17 protein-coding genes and 1 pseudogene are annotated in these 19,586 nt (G+C 62.3%); 13 read left to right on the top strand and 5 right to left on the bottom strand.

Annotation, left to right across the window (positions count from 1 at the left end):
* Positions 1 to 14: 14 nt before the first annotated feature.
* The 7 genes and pseudogenes from FFS13_RS03250 (at position 15) to FFS13_RS03220 (ending at position 7,404) form a co-directional block, all read left to right on the top strand.
* Entirely contained in the window at positions 15 to 1,367 is a 1,353-nt protein-coding gene (locus FFS13_RS03250) for a DUF1329 domain-containing protein (RefSeq protein WP_137817681.1), read from the top strand.
* A 73-nt stretch (positions 1,368 to 1,440) separates the two neighbouring features.
* Positions 1,441 to 2,577: a YCF48-related protein gene (locus FFS13_RS03245; RefSeq protein ID WP_137817680.1), complete on the top strand. Its 1,137-nt coding sequence runs from the start codon at positions 1,441 to 1,443 to the stop codon at positions 2,575 to 2,577.
* Complete coding sequence (locus FFS13_RS03240; RefSeq protein WP_256657801.1) at positions 2,567 to 4,978, top strand: RND family transporter; 2,412 nt, start codon at positions 2,567 to 2,569, stop codon at positions 4,976 to 4,978. The genes FFS13_RS03245 and FFS13_RS03240 overlap by 11 nt, the downstream gene beginning before the upstream one ends.
* Positions 4,979 to 4,986: 8 nt before the next feature.
* Positions 4,987 to 5,505, top strand: coding sequence for a DUF1097 domain-containing protein (locus FFS13_RS03235; RefSeq protein WP_218568590.1), 519 nt, complete (start codon positions 4,987 to 4,989; stop codon positions 5,503 to 5,505).
* Between the two features lie 461 nt (positions 5,506 to 5,966).
* Positions 5,967 to 6,305: a HAMP domain-containing protein gene (locus tag FFS13_RS19955; RefSeq protein ID WP_305956012.1), complete on the top strand. Its 339-nt coding sequence runs from the start codon at positions 5,967 to 5,969 to the stop codon at positions 6,303 to 6,305.
* A gap of 19 nt (positions 6,306 to 6,324) precedes the next feature.
* A pseudogene (locus FFS13_RS20320) lies at positions 6,325 to 6,475 on the top strand (methyl-accepting chemotaxis protein); the annotation flags it as partial.
* Positions 6,476 to 6,717: 242 nt separating this feature from the next.
* Complete coding sequence (locus FFS13_RS03220; RefSeq protein ID WP_137817677.1) at positions 6,718 to 7,404, top strand: GntR family transcriptional regulator; 687 nt, start codon at positions 6,718 to 6,720, stop codon at positions 7,402 to 7,404.
* 248 nt (positions 7,405 to 7,652) lie between these two features.
* Here the strand turns inward: FFS13_RS03220 and FFS13_RS03215 are convergent, their stop codons facing one another.
* Genes FFS13_RS03215 through FFS13_RS03200 form a run of 4 tightly spaced genes read right to left on the bottom strand, consistent with a single transcriptional unit; the run spans position 7,653 to position 12,219 of the window.
* Complete coding sequence (locus tag FFS13_RS03215; protein WP_137817676.1) at positions 7,653 to 9,221, bottom strand: bifunctional 3-(3-hydroxy-phenyl)propionate/3-hydroxycinnamic acid hydroxylase; 1,569 nt, start codon at positions 9,219 to 9,221, stop codon at positions 7,653 to 7,655.
* 57 nt (positions 9,222 to 9,278) lie between these two features.
* Positions 9,279 to 10,709, bottom strand: a complete 1,431-nt coding sequence (locus FFS13_RS03210) for an aldehyde dehydrogenase family protein (RefSeq protein WP_137817675.1) — start codon at positions 10,707 to 10,709, stop codon at positions 9,279 to 9,281.
* Positions 10,710 to 10,769: 60 nt separating this feature from the next.
* On the bottom strand, positions 10,770 to 11,327 hold the full coding sequence (locus tag FFS13_RS03205) for a VOC family protein (protein ID WP_137817674.1): 558 nt from the start codon (positions 11,325 to 11,327) through the stop codon (positions 10,770 to 10,772).
* A 40-nt stretch (positions 11,328 to 11,367) separates the two neighbouring features.
* Positions 11,368 to 12,219, bottom strand: coding sequence for a fumarylacetoacetate hydrolase family protein (locus tag FFS13_RS03200; RefSeq protein ID WP_137817673.1), 852 nt, complete (start codon positions 12,217 to 12,219; stop codon positions 11,368 to 11,370).
* Between the two features lie 118 nt (positions 12,220 to 12,337).
* Between FFS13_RS03200 and FFS13_RS03195 the strand changes: the two genes are divergently transcribed.
* The 6 genes from FFS13_RS03195 to FFS13_RS03170 all read left to right on the top strand — a co-directional run bounded on the left by FFS13_RS03195 (position 12,338) and on the right by FFS13_RS03170 (position 17,578).
* Complete coding sequence (locus tag FFS13_RS03195) at positions 12,338 to 12,919, top strand: amino acid synthesis family protein (RefSeq protein WP_137817672.1); 582 nt, start codon at positions 12,338 to 12,340, stop codon at positions 12,917 to 12,919.
* A gap of 90 nt (positions 12,920 to 13,009) precedes the next feature.
* Positions 13,010 to 14,125: an alcohol dehydrogenase catalytic domain-containing protein gene (locus FFS13_RS03190; RefSeq protein WP_137817671.1), complete on the top strand. Its 1,116-nt coding sequence runs from the start codon at positions 13,010 to 13,012 to the stop codon at positions 14,123 to 14,125.
* A 149-nt stretch (positions 14,126 to 14,274) separates the two neighbouring features.
* Positions 14,275 to 14,763: a cupin domain-containing protein gene (locus tag FFS13_RS03185; protein WP_256657800.1), complete on the top strand. Its 489-nt coding sequence runs from the start codon at positions 14,275 to 14,277 to the stop codon at positions 14,761 to 14,763.
* A gap of 85 nt (positions 14,764 to 14,848) precedes the next feature.
* The gene (locus FFS13_RS03180; RefSeq protein WP_137817669.1) at positions 14,849 to 16,027 is read left to right on the top strand and encodes an acetyl-CoA C-acetyltransferase; all 1,179 of its coding nucleotides are present in this window, start codon (positions 14,849 to 14,851) and stop codon (positions 16,025 to 16,027) included.
* A gap of 19 nt (positions 16,028 to 16,046) precedes the next feature.
* A complete protein-coding gene (locus FFS13_RS03175; RefSeq protein ID WP_137817668.1) occupies positions 16,047 to 16,604 on the top strand; it encodes an NADPH-dependent FMN reductase in 558 nt (185 codons plus the stop codon).
* Between the two features lie 221 nt (positions 16,605 to 16,825).
* On the top strand, positions 16,826 to 17,578 hold the full coding sequence (locus tag FFS13_RS03170; RefSeq protein ID WP_137817667.1) for a hypothetical protein: 753 nt from the start codon (positions 16,826 to 16,828) through the stop codon (positions 17,576 to 17,578).
* Positions 17,579 to 18,319: 741 nt separating this feature from the next.
* On the opposite strand, the gene FFS13_RS03165 is transcribed toward FFS13_RS03170, so the two are convergent.
* The gene (locus FFS13_RS03165) at positions 18,320 to 19,543 is read right to left on the bottom strand and encodes a CaiB/BaiF CoA-transferase family protein (protein ID WP_137817666.1); all 1,224 of its coding nucleotides are present in this window, start codon (positions 19,541 to 19,543) and stop codon (positions 18,320 to 18,322) included.
* Positions 19,544 to 19,586: the final 43 nt, after the last annotated feature.

Genomic DNA, 19,586 nt, shown 5'->3' with positions numbered 1-19,586 from the left:
TGAGGAAAACAATAATGAACAAGCATGCATTCGTAGTTTCGGCGACGCTCGCCATCGGCCTGGCGATCGGTCAGGCCCACGCCGCTGTTTCCGCCGGTGAAGCCAACGCCCTGAAAGGCACCTTGACGCCCCTGGGTGCGGAACAGGCTGGTAATAGCGACGGTAGCATCCCTGCCTGGACCGGCGGACTGACCGGCGAGGTGGCAGGCGCCACGTTCGGCGATGTGCCGGCCGACCCCTTCCCCGGCGAGAAGCCGGTACTGCAGATCACCGCCAAGAACGCCGCACAATACGCCGACAAGTTGAACGAAGGAACCAAGGCGCTGCTGGACAAATACCCCGACAGCTTCCACCTGGATATCTACCCGACCCATCGTACCGCCGCGGCGCCGCAGAAGGTTTACGACAATACCTTCGCCAACGCCACAAGATGCCAGTTGACCCAGGGCGGTCTGTCCGTCGAGGGCTGCTACGGCGGTATCCCGTTCCCGATTCCGAAGGACGGCAGCGAAGTGATCTGGAACTTCCTGCTGCGCGTCGAAGCCGAGTCGATCGAGATGGGCTACCTCAACATGATCGGCAACTCGGACGGCTCGCGCACCCTGGCCAGCCGCGGCGTGGAGAACTGGCAGTACCCCTACTACTACCAGGATGGCAGCCTCGACAAATGGTCCGGGCAGTACGTGAAACTGCGCTTTTTGACCAGCGAACCGCCGTTCAAGGCCGGCGAATCCCTGGTCACCCATGACGGCATCGATCCGCAGAACCCGCGCGAAGCCTGGCAGTACCTGGTCGGCCAGCGCCGGGTAAGGCGCGCACCGACAGTCGGCTACGACACGCCGGACTTCGTCGCTTCCGGGGCCAACTACTTCGATGAAGTACATGGCTTCATCGGCCATCCCGACCGCTACCAGTGGAAGCTGGTGGGCAAGAAGGAAATGTACATCCCCTACAATCTCAACAAGTTCCACGCCGAGAAGCGCGACGACGCCTTCACTAAAGACGTCCTCAACGCCGACAAGATGCGCTGGGAATTGCACCGGGTCTGGGAGGTCGAGGCCAGCGTCGCGCCGGGCAAACGCCATGCGGTGCCCAAACGCCGCTTCTACATCGACGAGGACAGCTGGACCATTGCCCTGGCGGATGGGTACGACGCCGAGGGCAAGCTCTGGCGCGCGACACAGGTCCTGCCGTTCGTGGTGCCATCGATTCCCGCCGTCGTAGTAAAACCTGTGGTCATCTACAACCTGCAGGCCAACACCTACAGCGTCGTACAGGGGCTCAACGGCGAGAGCTACAAGATCGTCCCTCGCAAATCGGAAAACTTCTTCACCGGTAACGCGGTGGCCTCCGGCTCGGTCCGCTAAGCGTCACCACGCAGAAGGAAAGGCGCGCTCGCCCCGCGCCTCTCTCCTTTCGATCTTCGAGGTATAGACAGTCATGCAAGTACGAGTAAGTAGAACTCCACGGTGGCGCAACTCCAGGCTGGCGACTCTGCTCGCATTCGCACTGAGTGCATGCGCGGTCAGCCAAGTCGCAAGCGGCGCCGAAGCGGCTATCAAGCTGTTCGAGCAGCCGGCCCTGCCCAGCGCATTGGCCACCCAATCCTTGATGCTCGATGTGACGTTGGCTGGCCAGCGGCTGGTGGCCGTGGGCGAACGCGGCTTCATTCTGCTCTCCGACGATGATGGCCGGTCGTGGCGGCAGGTGTCCTCCCCAGTGAGCGTGACCCTGACCCGCGTGGTTTTCCCGAGCGCCTCGCGGGGTTGGGCCGTCGGCCACGCCGGCGTGGTGCTGCATTCGCAAGACGGCGGACTGAGCTGGAGCAAACAACTGGATGGCGAGCAGGCCGCACGCCTGGAACTTGAGGCGGCACAGCAGGCGCACCGCGCCCAGCCAAGCGAGCAGAGCCAACTGCAAGTCGACGCCGCACAACAGATGCTGCAGGAGGGCCCGGACAAACCCTTCCTGGCCGTGCACTTCTTCGACGACCAGCGTGGCTTGATCCTCGGCGCCTACGGGCTGGCATTCGCCACCGAAGATGGCGGCGCGAGCTGGCAATCGATCCGCGAGCGAATCGACAACCCCTCCGCCCTGCACCTGTACGACATCCACGAAGCAGCCGGCGGGCTGTTCATCGCCGGCGAGCAGGGTTTGCTGCTGCGCTCGCTCGACAACGGTCAGCACTTCGCCGCACTCGACTCGCCGGCCAACGGCACCCTGTTCGGGCTGCTAGCGACGAACGCTCGCGGCCTCCTGGCGTTCGGCCTGCGCGGCAAAACCTACCTGTCCGAAGACCACGGCGACAGCTGGCGTACTGTGGCCAATAGCCTGCCCGTCACCCTGACCGCCGGCGCCCGCTTGGCGGATGGCAGCTTGATGCTGGTCGACGAGTCCGGCAGGACCCTGCTCAGCCGTGATCACGGCCAAAGCTTCGTTGCCTCCACCCTCGCAGAACCAACCTACCTGACCGGGCTGGCCAGCAGCGCCGATGGACAGGTGATTCTTGCCAGCAGCCACGGCCTTGCCCGCCTACCCGAGACAACAGCACAACGGAGTCCAGGCAGTGAACAGTAAAGTGACGCACCATCAGCCTGAGAGCGAAAGCGCCCTGCTGCCTTTCGACAGAAATTCCGGTGGCCTGGTTGAGCGCCTGTTGTTCAATCACCGCGGCCTCGTGGTTGCCCTATGCCTGATCGCCAGTCTGGTGCTCGGCATGCAGGCTACGGGCCTGCGCCTGAACGCCGCCTTCGAGAAGATGATTCCGATCGGCCACCCCTTCATCGAGAACTACTTCAAGTACCGCGGCCAACTTGGCGAAGGCGGCAATACCCTGCGTCTGGCGGTGCGCGCCACCGAGGGCACCATCTACGACGCCGACTACCTGGATACGGTCAAGAAGATCAGCGACGAGCTGTTTCTGCTCAACGGCGTAGACCGCCCCTACATGAAGTCATTGTGGACGCCTGCCACCCGCTGGATCGGGGTCACCGAGGACGGTTTCGACGGCGGCCCGGTGATTCCGGACGACTACGACGGCTCACCGGCCAGCATCGACCAGGTCCGGCAGAATATCGAGCGCTCCGGTGAGGTGGGTCGCCTGGTGGCGGCCAACATGCGCTCGAGCGTGATCCTGCTGCCGCTGCAGGACAGCAGCGCCCAGGGCGCCACACAACTCGACTACCACGTGCTGTCGAACCAGCTCGAACAGATCCGCCAGAAGTACGAAACCGACAAGATCAAGATACACATCACCGGCTTCGCCAAGGTGGTGGGCGACCTGATCGACGGGCTGCAACTGATGCAGCTGTTCTTCGCTTTCACCCTGGTGATCTGCGGTTTGGTCCTGCTGTGGTACACGCGCTGCGTGCGCAGCACCCTGCTGGTTCTGGCCTGTTCGTTGATCGCGGTGATCTGGCTGCTCGGCCTGCTGCCAGCCCTCGGCTACGACCTGGGGCCCTACTCCATCCTCGTGCCCTTCCTGGTGTTTGCCATCGGCCTGAGCCATGGCGCGCAGAAAATGAACGGCATCATGCAGGACATCGGCCGCGGCGCGGACAAGCTGGTGGCCGCGCGCTTCACCTTCCGCCGCCTGTTCCTCACCGGCCTGATGGCCTTGGTCGCCGATGCGGTAGGCTTCGCGGTGCTGATGATCATCAACATTCCGGTGATCCAGGACCTCGCCATCACCGCGACCCTGGGCGTGATGGTGCTGATCCTGACCAACCTGGTGCTGCTGCCGATCCTGCTGTCGTATACCGGTGTCAGCAATAACGCCGCCAAGCGCGAAGCCGAAGCCGAACGCCTGTCGCTGAACGATCTGCAGCACCGTCGCCATCCACTGTGGGCGTTTTTGGATCAATTCACGCAGCGCAAATGGGCGCGTATCGCGGTCATCCTGGCCGCCATCCTGGGCGCGCTGGGATTCGCCATCAGCCTCAACGTCAAGGTGGGCGACCTCAACCCCGGCGCGCCGGAACTCCGTGCGGACTCGCGCTATAACCGCGACAACGCCTTCATGGTGAGTAACTACTCCTCCAGCAGCGACAAGTACGTGGTGATGGTCAAGACCCCGCAGTACTACTGCGCGAACTACGACACCCTGGTCAAGGTCGACGCGCTGGAAGCACAGCTGCAGCAACTGCCCGGCGTGGTCTCCACCAGTTCGCTGGCGGCGCTGAGCAAACAGGCCTCAGCCGGCATGAACGAAGGCAGCATGACCTGGTACGAGATCCCACGGAACCAGGGCCTGTTGAACGCCATCATCACCCGCGCGCCGCGCGAGCTGTTCAACCAGAACTGCGACCTGCTGACCGTCAACGTGTTCCTCTCCGACCACAAGGCCGACACCCTCAGCCGCGTGGTCGCTACGGTCGATAGCTTCGCCGCGGCAAACAACAGCGACACGCTGCAGTTCATGTCCGCCGCAGGTAACGCCGGTATCGAGGCCGCCACCAACATCGTGGTCAAGCGCGCCAACCTGCAGATGCTGCTGATGGTCTACCTGGCCGTGATCGCCCTGTGCTACATCACCTTCCGCTCCTGGCGGGCGGTGATCTGCACCGTGCTGCCGCTGATGCTGACCTCGATCCTCTGCGAGGCGCTGATGGTCGGGCTGGACATCGGCCTCAAGGTCGCGACCCTGCCGGTTATCGCCCTCGGCGTGGGCATCGGCGTCGACTACTCGCTGTACATTCTCAGCATCACCCTCGCCAACCTGCGGCAAGGGGCCTCGCTGTCGAATGCCTACTACCGGGCGCTGCTGTCCACCGGCAAGGTCGTGGTGCTGACCGGCGTGACCCTGGGCATCGCGGTGGCGACCTGGGCCTTGTCGCCTATCAAGTTCCAGGCCGACATGGGCATCCTGCTGGCCTTCATGTTCATCTGGAACATGCTCGGCGCGCTGATTTTGACCCCTGCACTGGCCAGGCTGCTATTGCCTGAAACCGCTCCTTCCCTGCAACCGGCAACGAGGTAATGGCAGCCATGCGCAACCCTGTGACTCTGGATACTTTCAAGGCGATTCTCGGTTTATCAGTTGTGGCCAGCCTCGCCGCCACCATCAGTGCACTGCTGATCGAAGTGCCGGTCTGGGCTACGTTCATTGGCTGGATTGCGTTCTTCACCCGCGGCATCACCGCGCGCGACGGGGCGATCAATCTGACCTGCGTGCTCATCGGCCTAGTCATCGGCATCGCGGCCGCCTTTGCCAGCGCGGCACTGACGCCGTATCTGGGTGCCTTGACCATCACCCTGGTCGTGCTGCTAGCGACCTTTTTGCTGCTGTCCCTGGGACTGCTGCCGGTGATCAACAACCTGACGGGCTTTTTCCTGGGGTTGGTCTGTTACTTCGCCTCGCATCTGCCACCAACGCTCGACACCTTTGTCGAGCTGGCCATGGCATCGGCGCTGGGTGTACTTGGCGGGCTGGTGGCCAGCCTGGTGCAGAAACGTTTGAGTGGGCCAGAAGGGCCAGCCGGTGACGTCTCGATCACTCACCCTTGAGCCACCGGTACAGGCATTAGACGAAGTGCTCCTTAGTCAAAGGCCACAAGCCTGAGACCTATGCCGCCACCTTGTTGGCGGCTTTTTTATGTCCTGCACCGTTCGGCCTAAATGGCCACCTGCACCAATCCGCAACGCCTGTACCTCTAGATCCGCAGCGGCGGTTGTACAAGTCCTTGCGGTTCATCCCGGGGCGGAGATGCGCAGCCGGAGGGCTCTAGTGTGCTGTCTCGCAATAATCATTGCTCAAGCGGCTGCGGCTGGCCTGTGTAGGGTGCGCCGTGCGCACCACTGACACCCGGGTGCCTGGTGCGCACGGCGCACCCTACGAGCCGGTGTCATCGAAACAATAATTCTGAGACAGCACACTAGTGGCCTGTGTGGCTAGTTCAATTAGTCAATTTCGGCGCCTGAAGCCCCGATACTGCGTTGCCGCTCCTCGCCATAGCATTGCCGAGCAGATGCTGGATGAGTCCGAGGCCTTGCAGCACGGCATCATCACCGGTCAGCAGCGCTGGAATCAACGGGCCTACTACGCCGTGCTCGGCATGACCCTGGTCGCCGTCTTGCTGAGTGCGGGTGCCGCCGTGCTCATCCGTCGGCAGATAGTCGCGCCCCTGCGTTACACCGCCAGCGCGGTGAGCCGGGTCACCCTCGGCCAACTGGACCTGGATGTGCAGCACAGCCGCAAGGACGAGCTGGGGGGGGCGTGGCGCGCAGCACCGAGCAGACCTCGCAGGCGGCACGCTCTTGTCCGTGCAGATGGAAGAGGCGAGTTTTGGCATGCAGAGTCTGGATGAACAGAGCATACGGGTCAGTCGGGTTCTGGAGGTGATCCGTGGGTTGGCCGAGCAGACCAATCTGCTGGCGTTGAATGCCGCGATCGAGGCCGCCAGAGCCGGCGAACAGGGCCGGGGATTTTCCGTGGTGGCGGACGAGCTGCGCCATCTCGCCAACCGCACTCAGGCACCCGCTGGCGAGATTGGTCGGGCGAGAGAGCAGTCGCTTCACGCCCAGGTGTTGTCTAGCCAGGCAAGTGCGGCCTTGAGCCGCGTGGCAGAGGATGTGGCGCGTCCAGTTGCAGCTCATCCTTAACTATTTCAGCTTGGCTTGAGACGGATGCAGGCGTGGCGAGCACGCCTTTACTAAATTGCACAAATGTGTTTTTGCGCATAAAATCCAACTTAATGCAATATTTGGACGGAAAACTCCATGCTGAACGCACACGGCGGATCTCTGATTGATGTGGCGTTGCAGCAGATGAAGAAGTCGATCATCTGCTGTGAACTTGCGCCTGGCGAAAAACTCAAGGTGGCTGAGCTGTCCAAGGCCTATGGCCTGAGCAGCTCGCCCATTCGCGAGGCACTCAACCGACTGGCCCAGGAAGGTATCGTCGAGGCCAACGAGAACAAGGGTTTTCGGGTCACGGAATTGTCGGTGGATGACTTTCGCGAGATCACCCGTCTGCGTTGCCTGCTGGAAAGCGAGGCGCTAGCCGATGCCATCGAGTATGGCGACGATGCCTGGGAGGCGAACGTCCTCGGAGCCTTTCATCGCTTGGGTTTGATCGAAAAAAAGCTGGGTAAGGTGGCTGTCGTGCTGGACGATGATTGGGCGCAGCGGCACAAGGCTTTCCACTTTGCGCTGTTTTCTGCCAGTCCGTCCTCGCTGTTGCTGCGCATGATCGACTCGTTATTCGATCGAGCCGAGCGCTATCGTCGTTTTTCTGCTTTGCACCGTACTGGGGAGCGGCGTAAGGGCGACGAGCACAAACAGTTGATGGAGGCGGCGCTGGCCCGAGATACGGAGAAGGCGGTCGGCCTGCTCAAGCGCCATATCACCGGCACCTTGGCGCGCGTAACCGAGGTGATTCCCAGGCAGCATGCGACGCTGCAATAGGTCGAACCGAAGGCCTGGCTCAAGTTGCTAGCGGGCAAGTAGCCTGCCGTACCGCGGGTAGCGGCGGGCAGGTACTGGGTGACGCCGAGGTTAGGGACGTGACGTCGCCGTCAGCAGCCCCTGGGAATGCCGCCATCGCCTCGTGAGCAAGGGCGGCTGCCGCAGGCTGCGGTAGGCCTGCTGCTTTGGGGGATAAAAAATACGCAACGTGCAGTCGAAGACGGAACGCCTGCACATTGCGTCAACGCTCAACTGGCTAGCGATTCCAGGCAACGCTCAAAAAGGGCCAACGCACCTTCGGTCGTACAGGCTCCACCGAACACGTAATGATCGGGTCGTGCGATAACGATCTTACAGTTCCGCTCGTTCATCCACTGTTCCAGGACAGCGTCCACCTCCTGGTAATGATCCGGATCGTCACTGGGCGTCGGGCGTTCGGCCGTCAGGCGCACCACCTTGAAGGGCAGCGGGCTACCTTCCAGGCGCAGATGAATTTGTTCGAGCAGCGGCTGGGCGTCGATACCCGTAGCGATCACGATGCGGAAGCTTTGCCCGGTGAAGCCGTCCAGCAGACCTTGCACGCCCTCGCGATTGATCACCATCGGTTGCGGGAATAGCTCGCCCGCTGGCGCTCGATCATCGATCAGGCCGCTCTTAAGACCAGGGATCAGCGACTGGCGAATGGTGCCCCCAGCTGTGCTATTCATGCTCTGCAGCAGATGCTCGTCGCGCTCGGCGGCCTTGGCGGGATCGCGTTCGCAGATGATCAGGCCAAATTCCTTGGCCGCTTCAGTCGTCTGGCGTACGTGCGGCGCACGCTCCTGCTGATAGGTATCGAGCAGCCCGGGGCCGGCGAGGCCGCGCTGAACCAGCGCCAGCTTCCAGATCAAGCCCATCGCATCACGAATACCCTGGCACATCCCTTGAGCAAGGAAGGGGGGAGTCATATGCGCGGCATCGCCTGCAAAGAAGATGCGCTCGCTGCGCCACTGCTCGAGAACCAGCGCGTGGAAGCGGTAGCTCGATGCGCGCCAGATGTCGTAGTCGTCGGCGTCCAGCCAGCGGGAGATCAGGTGCTTGATCGATTCTGGCTTGGCAATGTCGGCCGGGGTTTCATCGGGGTTGATCATGAACTCCCAGCGCCGGTGGCGGCCCGGCCCGACCACGTAGGTACTGGGGCGCTCGACTTCGCAGTACTGGACGTTGGTGGTCGGCAGCGATTCGCCGGCCCCCTCCTTGAGCATCACGTCGACCACCAGCCAGGGTTCGTCGAACACCAAGTCCTCCATGCGCAGCTTCAACCGCGCACGAATGGGGCTGGTGCCCCCATCGCAAGCCAATACATAGCCGGCACTCACGGTCCGCACCTCGCCGTGGCGGTTGCGTACCTGCACCTGCGCCAGCTCGCCCTGGGTCTCGACTGCCAGGACTTCGGCGCCGAGCTCAACGGTAACCTGCGCAAACGAGGCGATATTGGCGCGCAACTCGCGCTCCACCGGCGGCTGGGAAAATACATAGTTAGGCGCCCAGCCCAGCGCATGCGGTGGTTTGGCCGCGTCGATGTGCTTGATCAGGCGCGACTGCGTCGTGAGGTAGTGCGAGGCCCGGTAGGGCATGACATAGGGGGCGATTGCATCGGCCAGGCCGATGTTGCCGAAGGCGCGCATCACCTCGTGGTCGAGGCCCATGGCGCGCGGGTTCTCGTAGACGTTGTCGGCCTTGTCCAGCGCCAGTGTTTTCAAACCCCACAGGCCGGCAAGGTTGGCTGCCATGGCCCCCACGGGGCCCATACCCACTATGATCAGATCGTAATCCATAGCCATCTCCGTCTTGTTGTTGTGGCGCCCGCTGTCTGGCATGCGGGCACGGCTATTTCAGGCCTGTGTGTACACGGTCTTGACCGTGGTGAAGAACTCGGCGGCATAGCGCCCCTGTTCTCGCGAGCCGTAGCTCGAGCCCTTGGTGCCGCCGAACGGCACGTGATAGTCCACGCCGGCGGTCGGCGCGTTGATCATCACCATGCCGCTCTGCACGTGGCGCTTGAAGTGCGAGGCATACTTCAGCGAGGTAGTGCAGATCCCCGCGGACAAGCCAAAGGGGCTGGCATTGGCCAGCTGCAGGGCGTGCTCGTAGTCATCGGCAGGTATGGCGCAGGCGATCGGCCCGAAGATCTCTTCCTGGGCGATGCGCATCTGTGCCTCGGCATCGACGAACAGCGCGGGACTCATGAAGTAGCCCTGGGTATCGCGCGTCAGTGGGTGGCCGCCGCAGGCCAGCACCGCGCCTTCGGCCAGGCCGATGTCCACATAGGCCAGGTTCTGCTCGAACTGTGCCTGCTCGGCCACCGGGCCGATCTGTGTGTCGGCATGCAGGGCATGACCGACCTGCAAGGCCTGCAAGCGGGCCTGCACGCCTTCGGTAAAGCGCCGATAGATGCCTTTCTCGACGATGAAGCGCGACGAGGCCGTGCAGCGTTGCCCGGTCGAGAAGTAGGCGCCTTGCACCGCGGACTCGATGGCCTGCGCCAGGTCCGCGTCGTTCAGCACCACCAGCGGATTCTTGCCGCCCATCTCCAGTTGCAACTTGGCGAAGCGGGCGCCGGCGGTGTGCAGGATCTGCCGGCCGGTATCCGACGAACCGGTGAAGCTGAGTGCCTTCACCCGGGGCGACTCGACCAGGGTCTGGCCCACCACGCTGCCGCGTCCCATGACCAGGTTGAAGGTTCCGTCCGGCAGCCCCGCACGATGGATGATTTCGCTCAACGCCCAGGCGGAGCCAGGCACCAGGTCGGCGGGCTTGAAGACCACCGCGTTGCCGTAAGCCAGAGCTGGGGCGATCTTCCAGGCCGGAATCGCAATGGGAAAATTCCACGGGGCGATGATGCCGATGACCCCCACCGGTTGGCGCAGCACATCGACCTCGATCCCAAGTCGAACGGAGTCCAGGTGCTCGCCTTGGATGCGCAGTGCCTCGCCGGCGAAGAACTTGAATATCTGGCCGGCACGAGCGACTTCGGCAATCGCTTCCGGCAGGGTTTTCCCTTCCTCGCGGGCAAGCAGGGTGCCCAGTTCCTGGCGGCGCAGAAGAACTTCGGTGCCGATAAGGTCGAGCGCGTCTGCACGTTGCTGCGGGCTTTTAGCGGCCCACAGAGGCTGTGCTTGTTCGGCGGCGGCGATGGCTATCTGGGTATCGTCCGCGGATGCTTGGGCGTACAGACCTACCTGGTCTTTCGTATCCGAAGGGCTGAGGTTTTCACGAACGCCAGTTCCGTCCAACCATTGCCCTGCGATGAGGTTCTTGTGCATATCGTTTACATATCCGCATGTTCGCGCGGCCCGGAAAAGTGCGGCCCGCGCAGAGGTGGATTACCAACGCACGCGTTGCTGAGCGATCCGATCAGTCGTTGATTGCACCCATTCGGCGCGGGTCTGGAACCCTGGGCGACGGCGGCACATGGCTTCCGTCATGGACAGGATGTCCTCGGCGCTCATGTCGAGGTCGAGTGGTTCGCGGCACGGTTGATTGGTGTAATAGGGCGTGTCGACGTACATCTCGATCGGGTTGCCCTCCGGGTCCTTGAAATACATCGACCAGGCGTTGCCATGATCGACTTGGTCGATGTTCTCGATGCCGTTTTCCTTGGCGAACTGGTAGTAAAGTCTGAGGTCTTCGATCGAGTCGAGCAGGAACGAGAGCTGGTTGATCGGGTTGAACGGCAGGTCGCTCGGTTTGCCGTCGAACAGGACCACCTGGTGGTGGATCTCGGGGTTCTGGGTCAGGAAAAACAGGCGATGGCCGGTCGACGCGACCCCCTTGTCGCTGACGATGAAGCCGAGCTTCTGGCAATAGAAGTCGACCATCTTGTCGAGATCCTCGCAGAAGGTGCCTGTGTGGGTGAAATTGATTCTGGGCAGAGTAGCCATGCAGGTGAATCCTCGTTTTATGGTTGTTCGGAGGAAGAAGTCAGGCTTCGTCGATGACCGGATTGGACAGGGTGCCTATCTGCGAGATGACCACCTCGAAGGTATCACCCGGCTTGAGGAATATCGGCGGGTTGCGTTTGAAGCCGATGCCGCTTGGGGTGCCCGTGGCCAGAATATCCCCCGGGTTCCACGTCAGCGCCTTGGATACGTAGGAAATCAGTTGGGGAATGTCGAACGCCAGTTCGGACAGGGCGCCTTCCTGCACCTGCTCGCCGTTCAGCACGCCGATGACGCGCAGTTCGCGGTAATCGGCGATCTCATCGGCGGTCACCAGCCATGGACCGAGGGCGCCGGTGCTGCGGAAGGTCTTGCCCATGCCGTATTGGTGGGTGTGGAACTGCCAGTCGCGCACGCTGGCATCGTTGAAGCAGGTATAGCCCGCGACATGCGCCATGGCGTCTTCAGGTGCGATATGGGCGCCGCCCTTGCCTATGACTACCGCCAGCTCGGCCTCGAAATCGAACTCCTCGGAGACGATCGGCCGAAGCAGCGGGGCGTTGTGGGCCAGCAGGGTCTCGGCGAAGCGTTGGAATATCACCGGATGCTGCCCCACCTTGCGGCCGGCCTCTTCGGCATGGGCGACGTAGTTGATGCCCACGCAGATGATCTTGCCGGGAGCGGGAATCACCGGATCCAGTTGCACATCGCTGAAGGCGTAGTCGGCGGTCGAGCTGGCGGCGTAGGCCTTAGCCTGTTCCAGCAGGCTCGAGTCGGACAACAATTCGGCCAGATTGGCGGTGGCGGGGAACTGCTTGCCCAGGTCGACGACCTTGTCTGCGACTACTGCGCCGAAGCTCGGCTTGCCGTCTTTGCGATACGAAATCAGCTTCATCATTGCCTTCCTTTTTTGTGCATAAAAACTAAGTTCTTGCACGATAACTCATAAAATGCATACTAGGGAAGCCCGCAGAAAAAATCTCTTAGCGCGCGGGCCTAGCAGGAGAGCAAGCATGTCACTGGTGAAAATCCGCAAATTCAAACTCGATGTGGAGCAGGTGCTGCACGAAGGTGGCCCGGTCGCGGCCGCCCCGTTGAAGATCGCGGTGGCGACGGCAATCGTGGAAAACCCCTATGCGGGCAAATACGTCGAGGATTTGCTGCCCTTCATGGAGGAGCTGCGGGCCTTGGGCGCCGAGCTGTCCAACCGCTTGATCGTCGCGCTAGGTGGGGCCGATAAGGTGCAGGCGTATGGCAAAGGGGCGATTGTCGGCGAGGATGGCGAGCTGGAGCATGGTGCGGTCTGGCATGAGGCTGGCGGCTGGGCCATGCGTGAGGCCCTGGGTCATCCGAAGGCCATAGTCCCGGCTGCCAAGACCATCGCCGGCTCCGGCTCCCGGGTGATGATTCCCCTGGGCCATATCCAGGCCGCCTACGTGCGCAGCCACTTCGGCGTGGCCGAGATGAGCGTATGGGATGGGCCGCGCCGCAACGAAATCGCCTTCGGCCTGGCCATGGCGACCGGTGGGCGCATCCATGCACGGCTGGGCGGCTTGGCCGCCGACGCGATCAAGGGCGAGGATGGCTTGCGTTAACCCAGGTTTTAGGCGTCGCAAAGGTAGACCGACCACGGCCGACGTGGTTCGAGCTACCGGAGAACAAGAACAATAGTGTTGGAGAAAATCATGACTACAAGAATGATGCGTGCTGCACGGATGTACGAAGGCGGCAAGCCGATGGTGATCGAACAGGTCCCGGTTCCCGCGATCCGCCCGACCGAGGTGCTGGTCAAGGTGAAGGCCTGCGGCATCGTGCCCAATCTGCACAATATCCTGACCAACTGGGTCAACTGGTTCCCCAATCTGCCCCTGCCGAAACTGCCGGCCATCTTCGGCCTGGATCCGGCGGGTGTGGTCGAGGCGGTCGGCGAGCAGGTCTATGACTTCAAGCCGGGCGATCGGGTGTACGTCAACCCTGCGCGTTATTGCGGCTCCTGCCGCGCCTGCCGCTCGGGAAACACCACGGGCTGCTCGGCCTACACCTTCAACGGTTACTTCGGCTTCACCCCTCGTAGTCCACGCATGTTCGAGGACTACCCCTACGGTGGCCTGTGCGAATACATGCCCGCGCCGCAATACAGCCTGGTCAAGTTGCCCGATTGCCTGAGCTTCGAGACCGCCGCTCGCCTCGGTTATCTGGGGACTGCCTACCGCGCTCTGCGCGCGGCCAATGTGGGCCCCGGCAGCACCGTGCTGATCAATGGCATCAGCGGCACGCTCGGCCTGGGTGCCGTCGCCCTGGCCCTGGCGCTGGGCGCGCGCAAGATCCTCGGTACGGCGCGTAACCAAGCGCTGTTCCAGCGGGTCAAGGATCTGGCCGCACCTGGCCGCATCGAGATCCATACCCTGGGCAGCGGTTCCACCCAGGAGTGGGCCTATAACGTCACCAACGGCGAAGGGGTCGATGTGGTCATCGACGCACTGGGCCCGGGTGCTCCGGCGGAAAGCCTGGTCGATGCCATGCGCAGCCTTCATCGCAGTGGCCACCTGGTCAACATCGGTGCCGTCGCCGGTGAGGTGCCGCTGGATCTGCACTGGATGATGGACAACGGCATCACCGTGAGTGGTTCGGTTTGGTTCACCACCGGCCAGGGCCAGGATATGGCCGATATGGTCGAGTCGGGCGTACTCGACCTGTCGTTCTTCGAGCACAGCGTGTTCCCCCTCGAGGAGGTCAACCAGGCCATCAGCGGCATCGAGAACCGTCACGGTGGCTTCGGTAACTTCGTCATCTGCCCATAAAACCGGTGGTGAGCGGCGCGCATCTGCCGTCGCTCACGAGACCCACGCCGCCACAGGTGCAAGCCTGCGACGGGGTGATTGCAGATATTGGAGGCTACCCGATGCAAATACGCAGGATAGTGACCGGACACGATGCGAGTGGACAGGCTGTGTTCATTTCCGATGGCGCGGCCCCCCGTGCCACCGACTTTGTCGACCTCCCCGGGCATGGCGTCGCCCAGCTGTGGGCGACGCCTTGTCCTCCGCGGTTGTCCGAGGTGCCGGAAGACCTGACCCAGCTGCAAGGGTCGTTGATTCCCGGACTCGGCGGCACCTCATTGTTGGCGGTCAGCTTTCCGCCCGACAGCATCATGGCGGCGCCGCTGGATCCGCAGCGTGCCTTCGAGCAAATGGCGGTCGCGCTACCCGGTCTGTTCGAATGCTTCGAGGCCGAAACCCCCGGCATGCACAAGACACCGACTATCGACTATGGGGTGTTGTTGGAAGGCGAGCTTTGGCTGGAGCTCGACAACGGCGAGCAGCGGCTGATCCGTCCGGGCGACGTGGTGATTCAGAACGGTACCCGGCATGCCTGGCGCAACAAGTCTGAGCAGCCGGCCAAGGCGATCTTCTTCATGGTCGGGGCAAGCAACCACTAGTGTCGAAGCCCACCCAGGCTTCTCTGCTCGACCTCCGCGCCGCCACACCGTCCGCGTGCAGGAACTGCGCCCAGTGAGATATGCAATGAACGACGTAGTAATAGTTTCCGCCTCGCGTACTGCCATTGGCCGTTTCCAGGGCTCGTTGGCCAGGGTCTCCGCCGTCGACATGGGGGCGGCGGTCATACGCAGGTTGCTCGACACCACGGGGCTGGCTGGCCACGAGGTTGGTGAGGTGATCATGGGCCAGGTACTGGTGGCTGGCGCGGGGCAGAACCCGGCGCGTCAGGCCGCGATCCAGGCTGGGCTGCCTTACACCGTGCCGGCTCTTACCATCAACAAGGTTTGCGGTTCAGGGTTGGAGGCTGTTCATCTGGCTGCTCAAGCCATTCGTTGCGGCGATGCCGAGGTGATGATTGCCGGCGGCCAGGAATCCATGAGCCAAGCCCCGTACGTGCTCGCGGAGGCCCGACAGGGGTTGCGCATGGGCCACAAGGGCCTGGTCGACAGTGTGATTCATGACGGCCTTTGGGATGCTTTCAATGACTACCACATGGGTATCACGGCAGAAAACCTGGCAGAACAATATGGTGTTACCCGTGAGCAACAGGATGCCTATGCGCTAAGGTCTCAACAGCGCGCCAGCGCGGCGCGGGATGCTGGCCGCTTCGTAGATGAGATAACGCCTGTGCATCTTCCGCAGCGGACCGGCGAAACGCATCTGTTCGAGACAGATGAGCAACCTACAGCTGGAACCTCCGCAGATCTCGCGCGCCTCAAACCTGCTTTTAAGGCGGATGGCAGTGTCACGGCGGGCAACGCTTCGACGCTGAACGACGGCGCGGCTGCCGTCCTGCTGATGAGCGAAGACAAGGCCAAGGCCTTGGGTTTGCCGATCATGGCGCGGATCAAGGCCTATGCCAGTGTCGGCGTGGACCCTTCGGTCATGGGTGTCGGCCCGGTGTTTGCCACTGATCTGTGCCTGCAGAAGGCTGGCTGGACGCTGGATCAACTGGACCTTATCGAAGCCAATGAGGCCTTTGCCGTACAGGCACTGGTAGTCGGCAGGGAGCTGGGCTGGGATACCGACAGGGTCAACGTCAACGGTGGCGCAATCGCCCTCGGGCACCCGATTGGCGCTTCAGGCTGTCGAATACTGGTCACCTTGCTGCACGAAATGCAGCGGCGTAACGCCCGCAAGGCGTTGGCGACGCTGTGCATCGGCGGTGGCCAGGGCGTTGCCTTGGCGTTGCAGCGCGGCTGAACACTAGAGGAGTTTATAGATGGTCGTAGCAGTAAAGATTCTTGGTCTGTCGGGCAGTTTGAGGAAGGACTCGGCCCATAGCGCCGTGCTGCGTACGGTTGCCGAACAGCTTCCCGCAAGCGTGGCATTGGAGCTGCATGATTTGCATGATGTGCCGCCCTACAACGAAGACCTCGATTGCGATGCGGCGCCAGTAGCTGTGCTGGCTCTGCGTGAGGCGGTGCGACGCGCCGACGCCGTGTTGATCGGCTCGCCGGAGTACAACCATGGTATGTCGGGGGTATTGAAGAACGCGCTGGATTGGATATCGCGACCCCACGGCAAGTCTTCGCTGACGGGCAAACCGGTCCTTACCTTTACCGCATCTCCTGCTTTCACCGGAGGTGTGAGGGCGCATCAGCAATTGAATGAAACGCTAGTGGCTATTCAGGCCGTACAGGTCGCTTACCCACAGATCGTGATCGGTAGCGTTGCTAGCAAGCTTAAGGACGGCCGCCTTGTCGATGAAGCGGCTAATCAGTTCTTGATGGATGGGGTCAGAAGGCTTGCGCAACTGGTCGACAATTGGCCTTTGTAAGAAACACGTAAAAATTGTAGTGGCGAGCTTCGGTAATCCACCCATTTTTACAGCCGCCTCACCGGCAGTGCTGAAAACATTAAAAAGGAGAATGACCATGCCCGTCACCAGCCCCTTCAGCGGCGGAACCTGTTCGCGCTTGCACTGAGCCGGAGGCCCCCCTTCGCCACTCGGCCGCAAGGCCGGAACAGACCTCCATCTCAGACAAGGAAGACCTGACCATGCAAACAATGACGAAGTTTTTCCTGACGCTTGCCCTGTTGGCCCCCGTATCTTGTTCTTGGGCCTCTTCCTCCGCTCAGGACCAGCAACAGCTACACAGCCAGACAACCCTGCTGGCGATCGACGCACTGACCTATTACGACACCGACCCGCGCGCCGCGACACCTCCGGACGAAAGCATCCTGGAAGCCTTGAGTGAAACCCGACGAAAGCTCAAGGAAGTGGCCGTAAAACTCTCCCTGCCGGCCAGCCTCGCCGCCCCACTGGCGGGCATGGGCGCCAGCCTGGACGAACTAGGTGGCCTGTCCCGCGAGCAGGCCAGCAGTTATGCCCCCCTGCTCATCACCCTGCTGGACAACCGCGCGCAGTTGAACCGACAGATGGATACCACCTACACAGGACAATCGGTATCGCAACTGGCGCGGGCCCTGAACCGACAAAGCCTGCGCATCAGCGAAATCCTCCTGCATGCTTTGGCGCGCAATGCAGTAGTGCTGAACCAGCACTCCATGGCCTACCACCAGACCGGGCTGAGCGCCCAGGATCAGGCTATCGAACAGGGTTTCGACGAACTGAAGGAACTCTTGCCGACTAGCGAGGCGGAGCAATTGCAGCACCAACGCCTGGCTTACCGCTTCGTCCGCCCCAAGCTGCTGCAACCCGACACGCTGCAAAAGGCGGCCGCCGCCGAGCGCTACATCACCGGCATCGTCACCTGGCTAGACCAGCAGGCCATGCGGGCAGACCACTGACCGCCCGGCAAGCGCTTTTCGCCAGCAACATCGAACCATCCCGGGTACAACGCAGACGCAGCGCCTTCAATGACGCGTAGCGCGGATCGGCATACCACTCGCGCAGCGTCTGCTCGAAGGGGAAACGCAGCATCCCACGGCTCGCCTTCGATGGCCTCCGGGGCGAAATCGGCAACCAGCATTTCGGCGCCGTGCTCCTACAACAGCGGCACTACACCGGGGTCATAGCTGGCACAGTAATGCCCCGCTCTGGCTGGTGCCAGACTGGAAGCCTTTGCTCAGCAAGCACGGCAACCGACAGATCTGGATAGACAACCTGGGCGGCATGCCGCCGGCGTTGATGGATCTACGTACGACGATGCAGGTTCATGGGCTGGCATTGGAGCTGGAGGCGGTATTCCTAAATCTGTGTCCGTCCTAACCGCTCAGCGCCCACTGGGGAAGAATGAAGATCAAGGTGCTGCATCTGGATGATGTGGCTAGTGGTCATTTTTCGATGTTGTCGATTTCGACTTTGTGTCCTTAATTTCTGAGCTTAAGTGCTTCAAAAGGATCTTCACTGCAGTTAGGTCAGCACTGCGGAGCCCTTGAAATACATAGTTTCTGGGCAATTAATGAGATCTAAAATTAACCAGAATCTATGTAGCGCATTGCCCTCCGAACGTGGCTCGAATCCCGCCTGGGGCACCAACTACGACAAGGCCCCAGGTGAAAACCTGGGGCCTTTTTGTTGCCGCCGGGTTAAACCACGCCCGCCTGACGCAGAGCCTCGATCTGCCCGGCGTCGAGCCCCAGGACCTTCTGCAACACCTCGACGGTGTGCTCGCCCAAGAGCGGCGGCGCGTTGCGGTATTGCACCGGGGTCTCGGAAAGACGGATCGGGCTGGCCACCTGCGGCACCGTGCCGCCCAAGGCGTGGGGCAGTTCGACACGCAGGCCGCGCGCCTGCACTTGCGGGTCGGCGAACATCTGCGCCAGGTCGTTGATCGGCCCGCACGGCACTCCCGCCTGCTCCAGCGCCGTCACCCATTCGCCGGTGGTCTTGAACACCGTGGCCTGGCGGATCAGCGGAATCAGCACCGTACGATTCGCCACCCGCAGCTTGTTGGTGGCGAATCGCGGATCGTCCGCCCACTCCGGGTGCCCGGCGACTTCGCAGAACTTGCGGAATTGGCCGTCGTTACCCACGGTGAGGATGAAATCGCCATCCGCCGTGGGGAAGTCCTGGTACGGCACTATGTTCGGGTGCGCGTTGCCGAGGCGCTTCGGCGCGGTGCCGGTGGTCAGGTAGTTCATCGCCTGGTTGGCCAGACAGGCGACCTGCACGTCGAGCAGGGCCATGTCGATATGCTGGCCGCTGCCGCCTTGCTCACGGTGCGCCAGCGCGGCGAGCACGGCGACGGTCGAGTAGAGGCCGGTGAGAATATCGGTCAGCGCCACGCCGACCTTGACCGGGCCGCCGCCCGCTTCACCGTCCGGGCGCCCGGTCAGGCTCATCAGGCCGCCGAGACCCTGGATCATGAAGTCGTAACCGGCGCGCTTGGCATAGGGCCCGTACTGGCCGAAGCCGGTGATCGAGCAATAAATCAGCCGCGGGTTGATGGCTTTCAGCGAGGCGTAGTCGAGGCCATAGGCGGCCAGGCCGCCGACCTTGAAGTTCTCCAGCAGGATGTCCGACTTGGCCGCCAGCTCGCGGACGATGTGCTGGCCTTCCGGCTGGGTGAAGTCGAGGGTGACCGACTGTTTGTTGCGGTTGGCCGAGAGGTAGTAGGCCGCCTCGCTGGTGTTCTCGCCGTTGGCATCCTTGAGGAAGGGCGGGCCCCAGGCGCGGGTGTCGTCGCCATTGCCGGGGCGCTCGATCTTGATCACCTCGGCGCCGAGGTCGGCGAGGATCTGCCCGGCCCAGGGGCCGGCGAGGACGCGGGAAAGGTCGAGAACGCGGAGGTGGGAAAGGGCGCCGGACATGGATTCTCCGTAGGGTGCGCCATGCGCACCGGAAATAGCGCAG

This window comes from Pseudomonas sp. 2FG, assembly GCF_005502935.1.
Taxonomy (GTDB): domain Bacteria; phylum Pseudomonadota; class Gammaproteobacteria; order Pseudomonadales; family Pseudomonadaceae; genus Aquipseudomonas.
Note: the sequence above shows the minus strand (reverse complement) of the source record. Positions and strands in the feature narration are given on the sequence as shown.

Excerpts from the sequence above, each read along its gene's own strand:
- FFS13_RS03250 (WP_137817681.1), top strand. The coding sequence starts at position 15 with ATGAACAAGCATGCATTCGTAGTTTCGGCGACGCTCGCCATCGGCCTG.
- FFS13_RS03245 (WP_137817680.1), top strand. The coding sequence starts at position 1,441 with ATGCAAGTACGAGTAAGTAGAACTCCACGGTGGCGCAACTCCAGGCTG.
- FFS13_RS03235 (WP_218568590.1), top strand. The coding sequence starts at position 4,987 with ATGCGCAACCCTGTGACTCTGGATACTTTCAAGGCGATTCTCGGTTTA.
- FFS13_RS19955 (WP_305956012.1), top strand. The coding sequence starts at position 5,967 with ATGCTGGATGAGTCCGAGGCCTTGCAGCACGGCATCATCACCGGTCAG.
- FFS13_RS03220 (WP_137817677.1), top strand. The coding sequence starts at position 6,718 with ATGCTGAACGCACACGGCGGATCTCTGATTGATGTGGCGTTGCAGCAG.
- FFS13_RS03215 (WP_137817676.1), bottom strand. The coding sequence starts at position 9,221 with ATGGATTACGATCTGATCATAGTGGGTATGGGCCCCGTGGGGGCCATG.
- FFS13_RS03210 (WP_137817675.1), bottom strand. The coding sequence starts at position 10,709 with ATGCACAAGAACCTCATCGCAGGGCAATGGTTGGACGGAACTGGCGTT.
- FFS13_RS03205 (WP_137817674.1), bottom strand. The coding sequence starts at position 11,327 with ATGGCTACTCTGCCCAGAATCAATTTCACCCACACAGGCACCTTCTGC.
- FFS13_RS03200 (WP_137817673.1), bottom strand. The coding sequence starts at position 12,219 with ATGAAGCTGATTTCGTATCGCAAAGACGGCAAGCCGAGCTTCGGCGCA.
- FFS13_RS03195 (WP_137817672.1), top strand. The coding sequence starts at position 12,338 with ATGTCACTGGTGAAAATCCGCAAATTCAAACTCGATGTGGAGCAGGTG.
- FFS13_RS03190 (WP_137817671.1), top strand. The coding sequence starts at position 13,010 with ATGACTACAAGAATGATGCGTGCTGCACGGATGTACGAAGGCGGCAAG.
- FFS13_RS03180 (WP_137817669.1), top strand. The coding sequence starts at position 14,849 with ATGAACGACGTAGTAATAGTTTCCGCCTCGCGTACTGCCATTGGCCGT.
- FFS13_RS03175 (WP_137817668.1), top strand. The coding sequence starts at position 16,047 with ATGGTCGTAGCAGTAAAGATTCTTGGTCTGTCGGGCAGTTTGAGGAAG.
- FFS13_RS03170 (WP_137817667.1), top strand. The coding sequence starts at position 16,826 with ATGCAAACAATGACGAAGTTTTTCCTGACGCTTGCCCTGTTGGCCCCC.
- FFS13_RS03165 (WP_137817666.1), bottom strand. The coding sequence starts at position 19,543 with ATGTCCGGCGCCCTTTCCCACCTCCGCGTTCTCGACCTTTCCCGCGTC.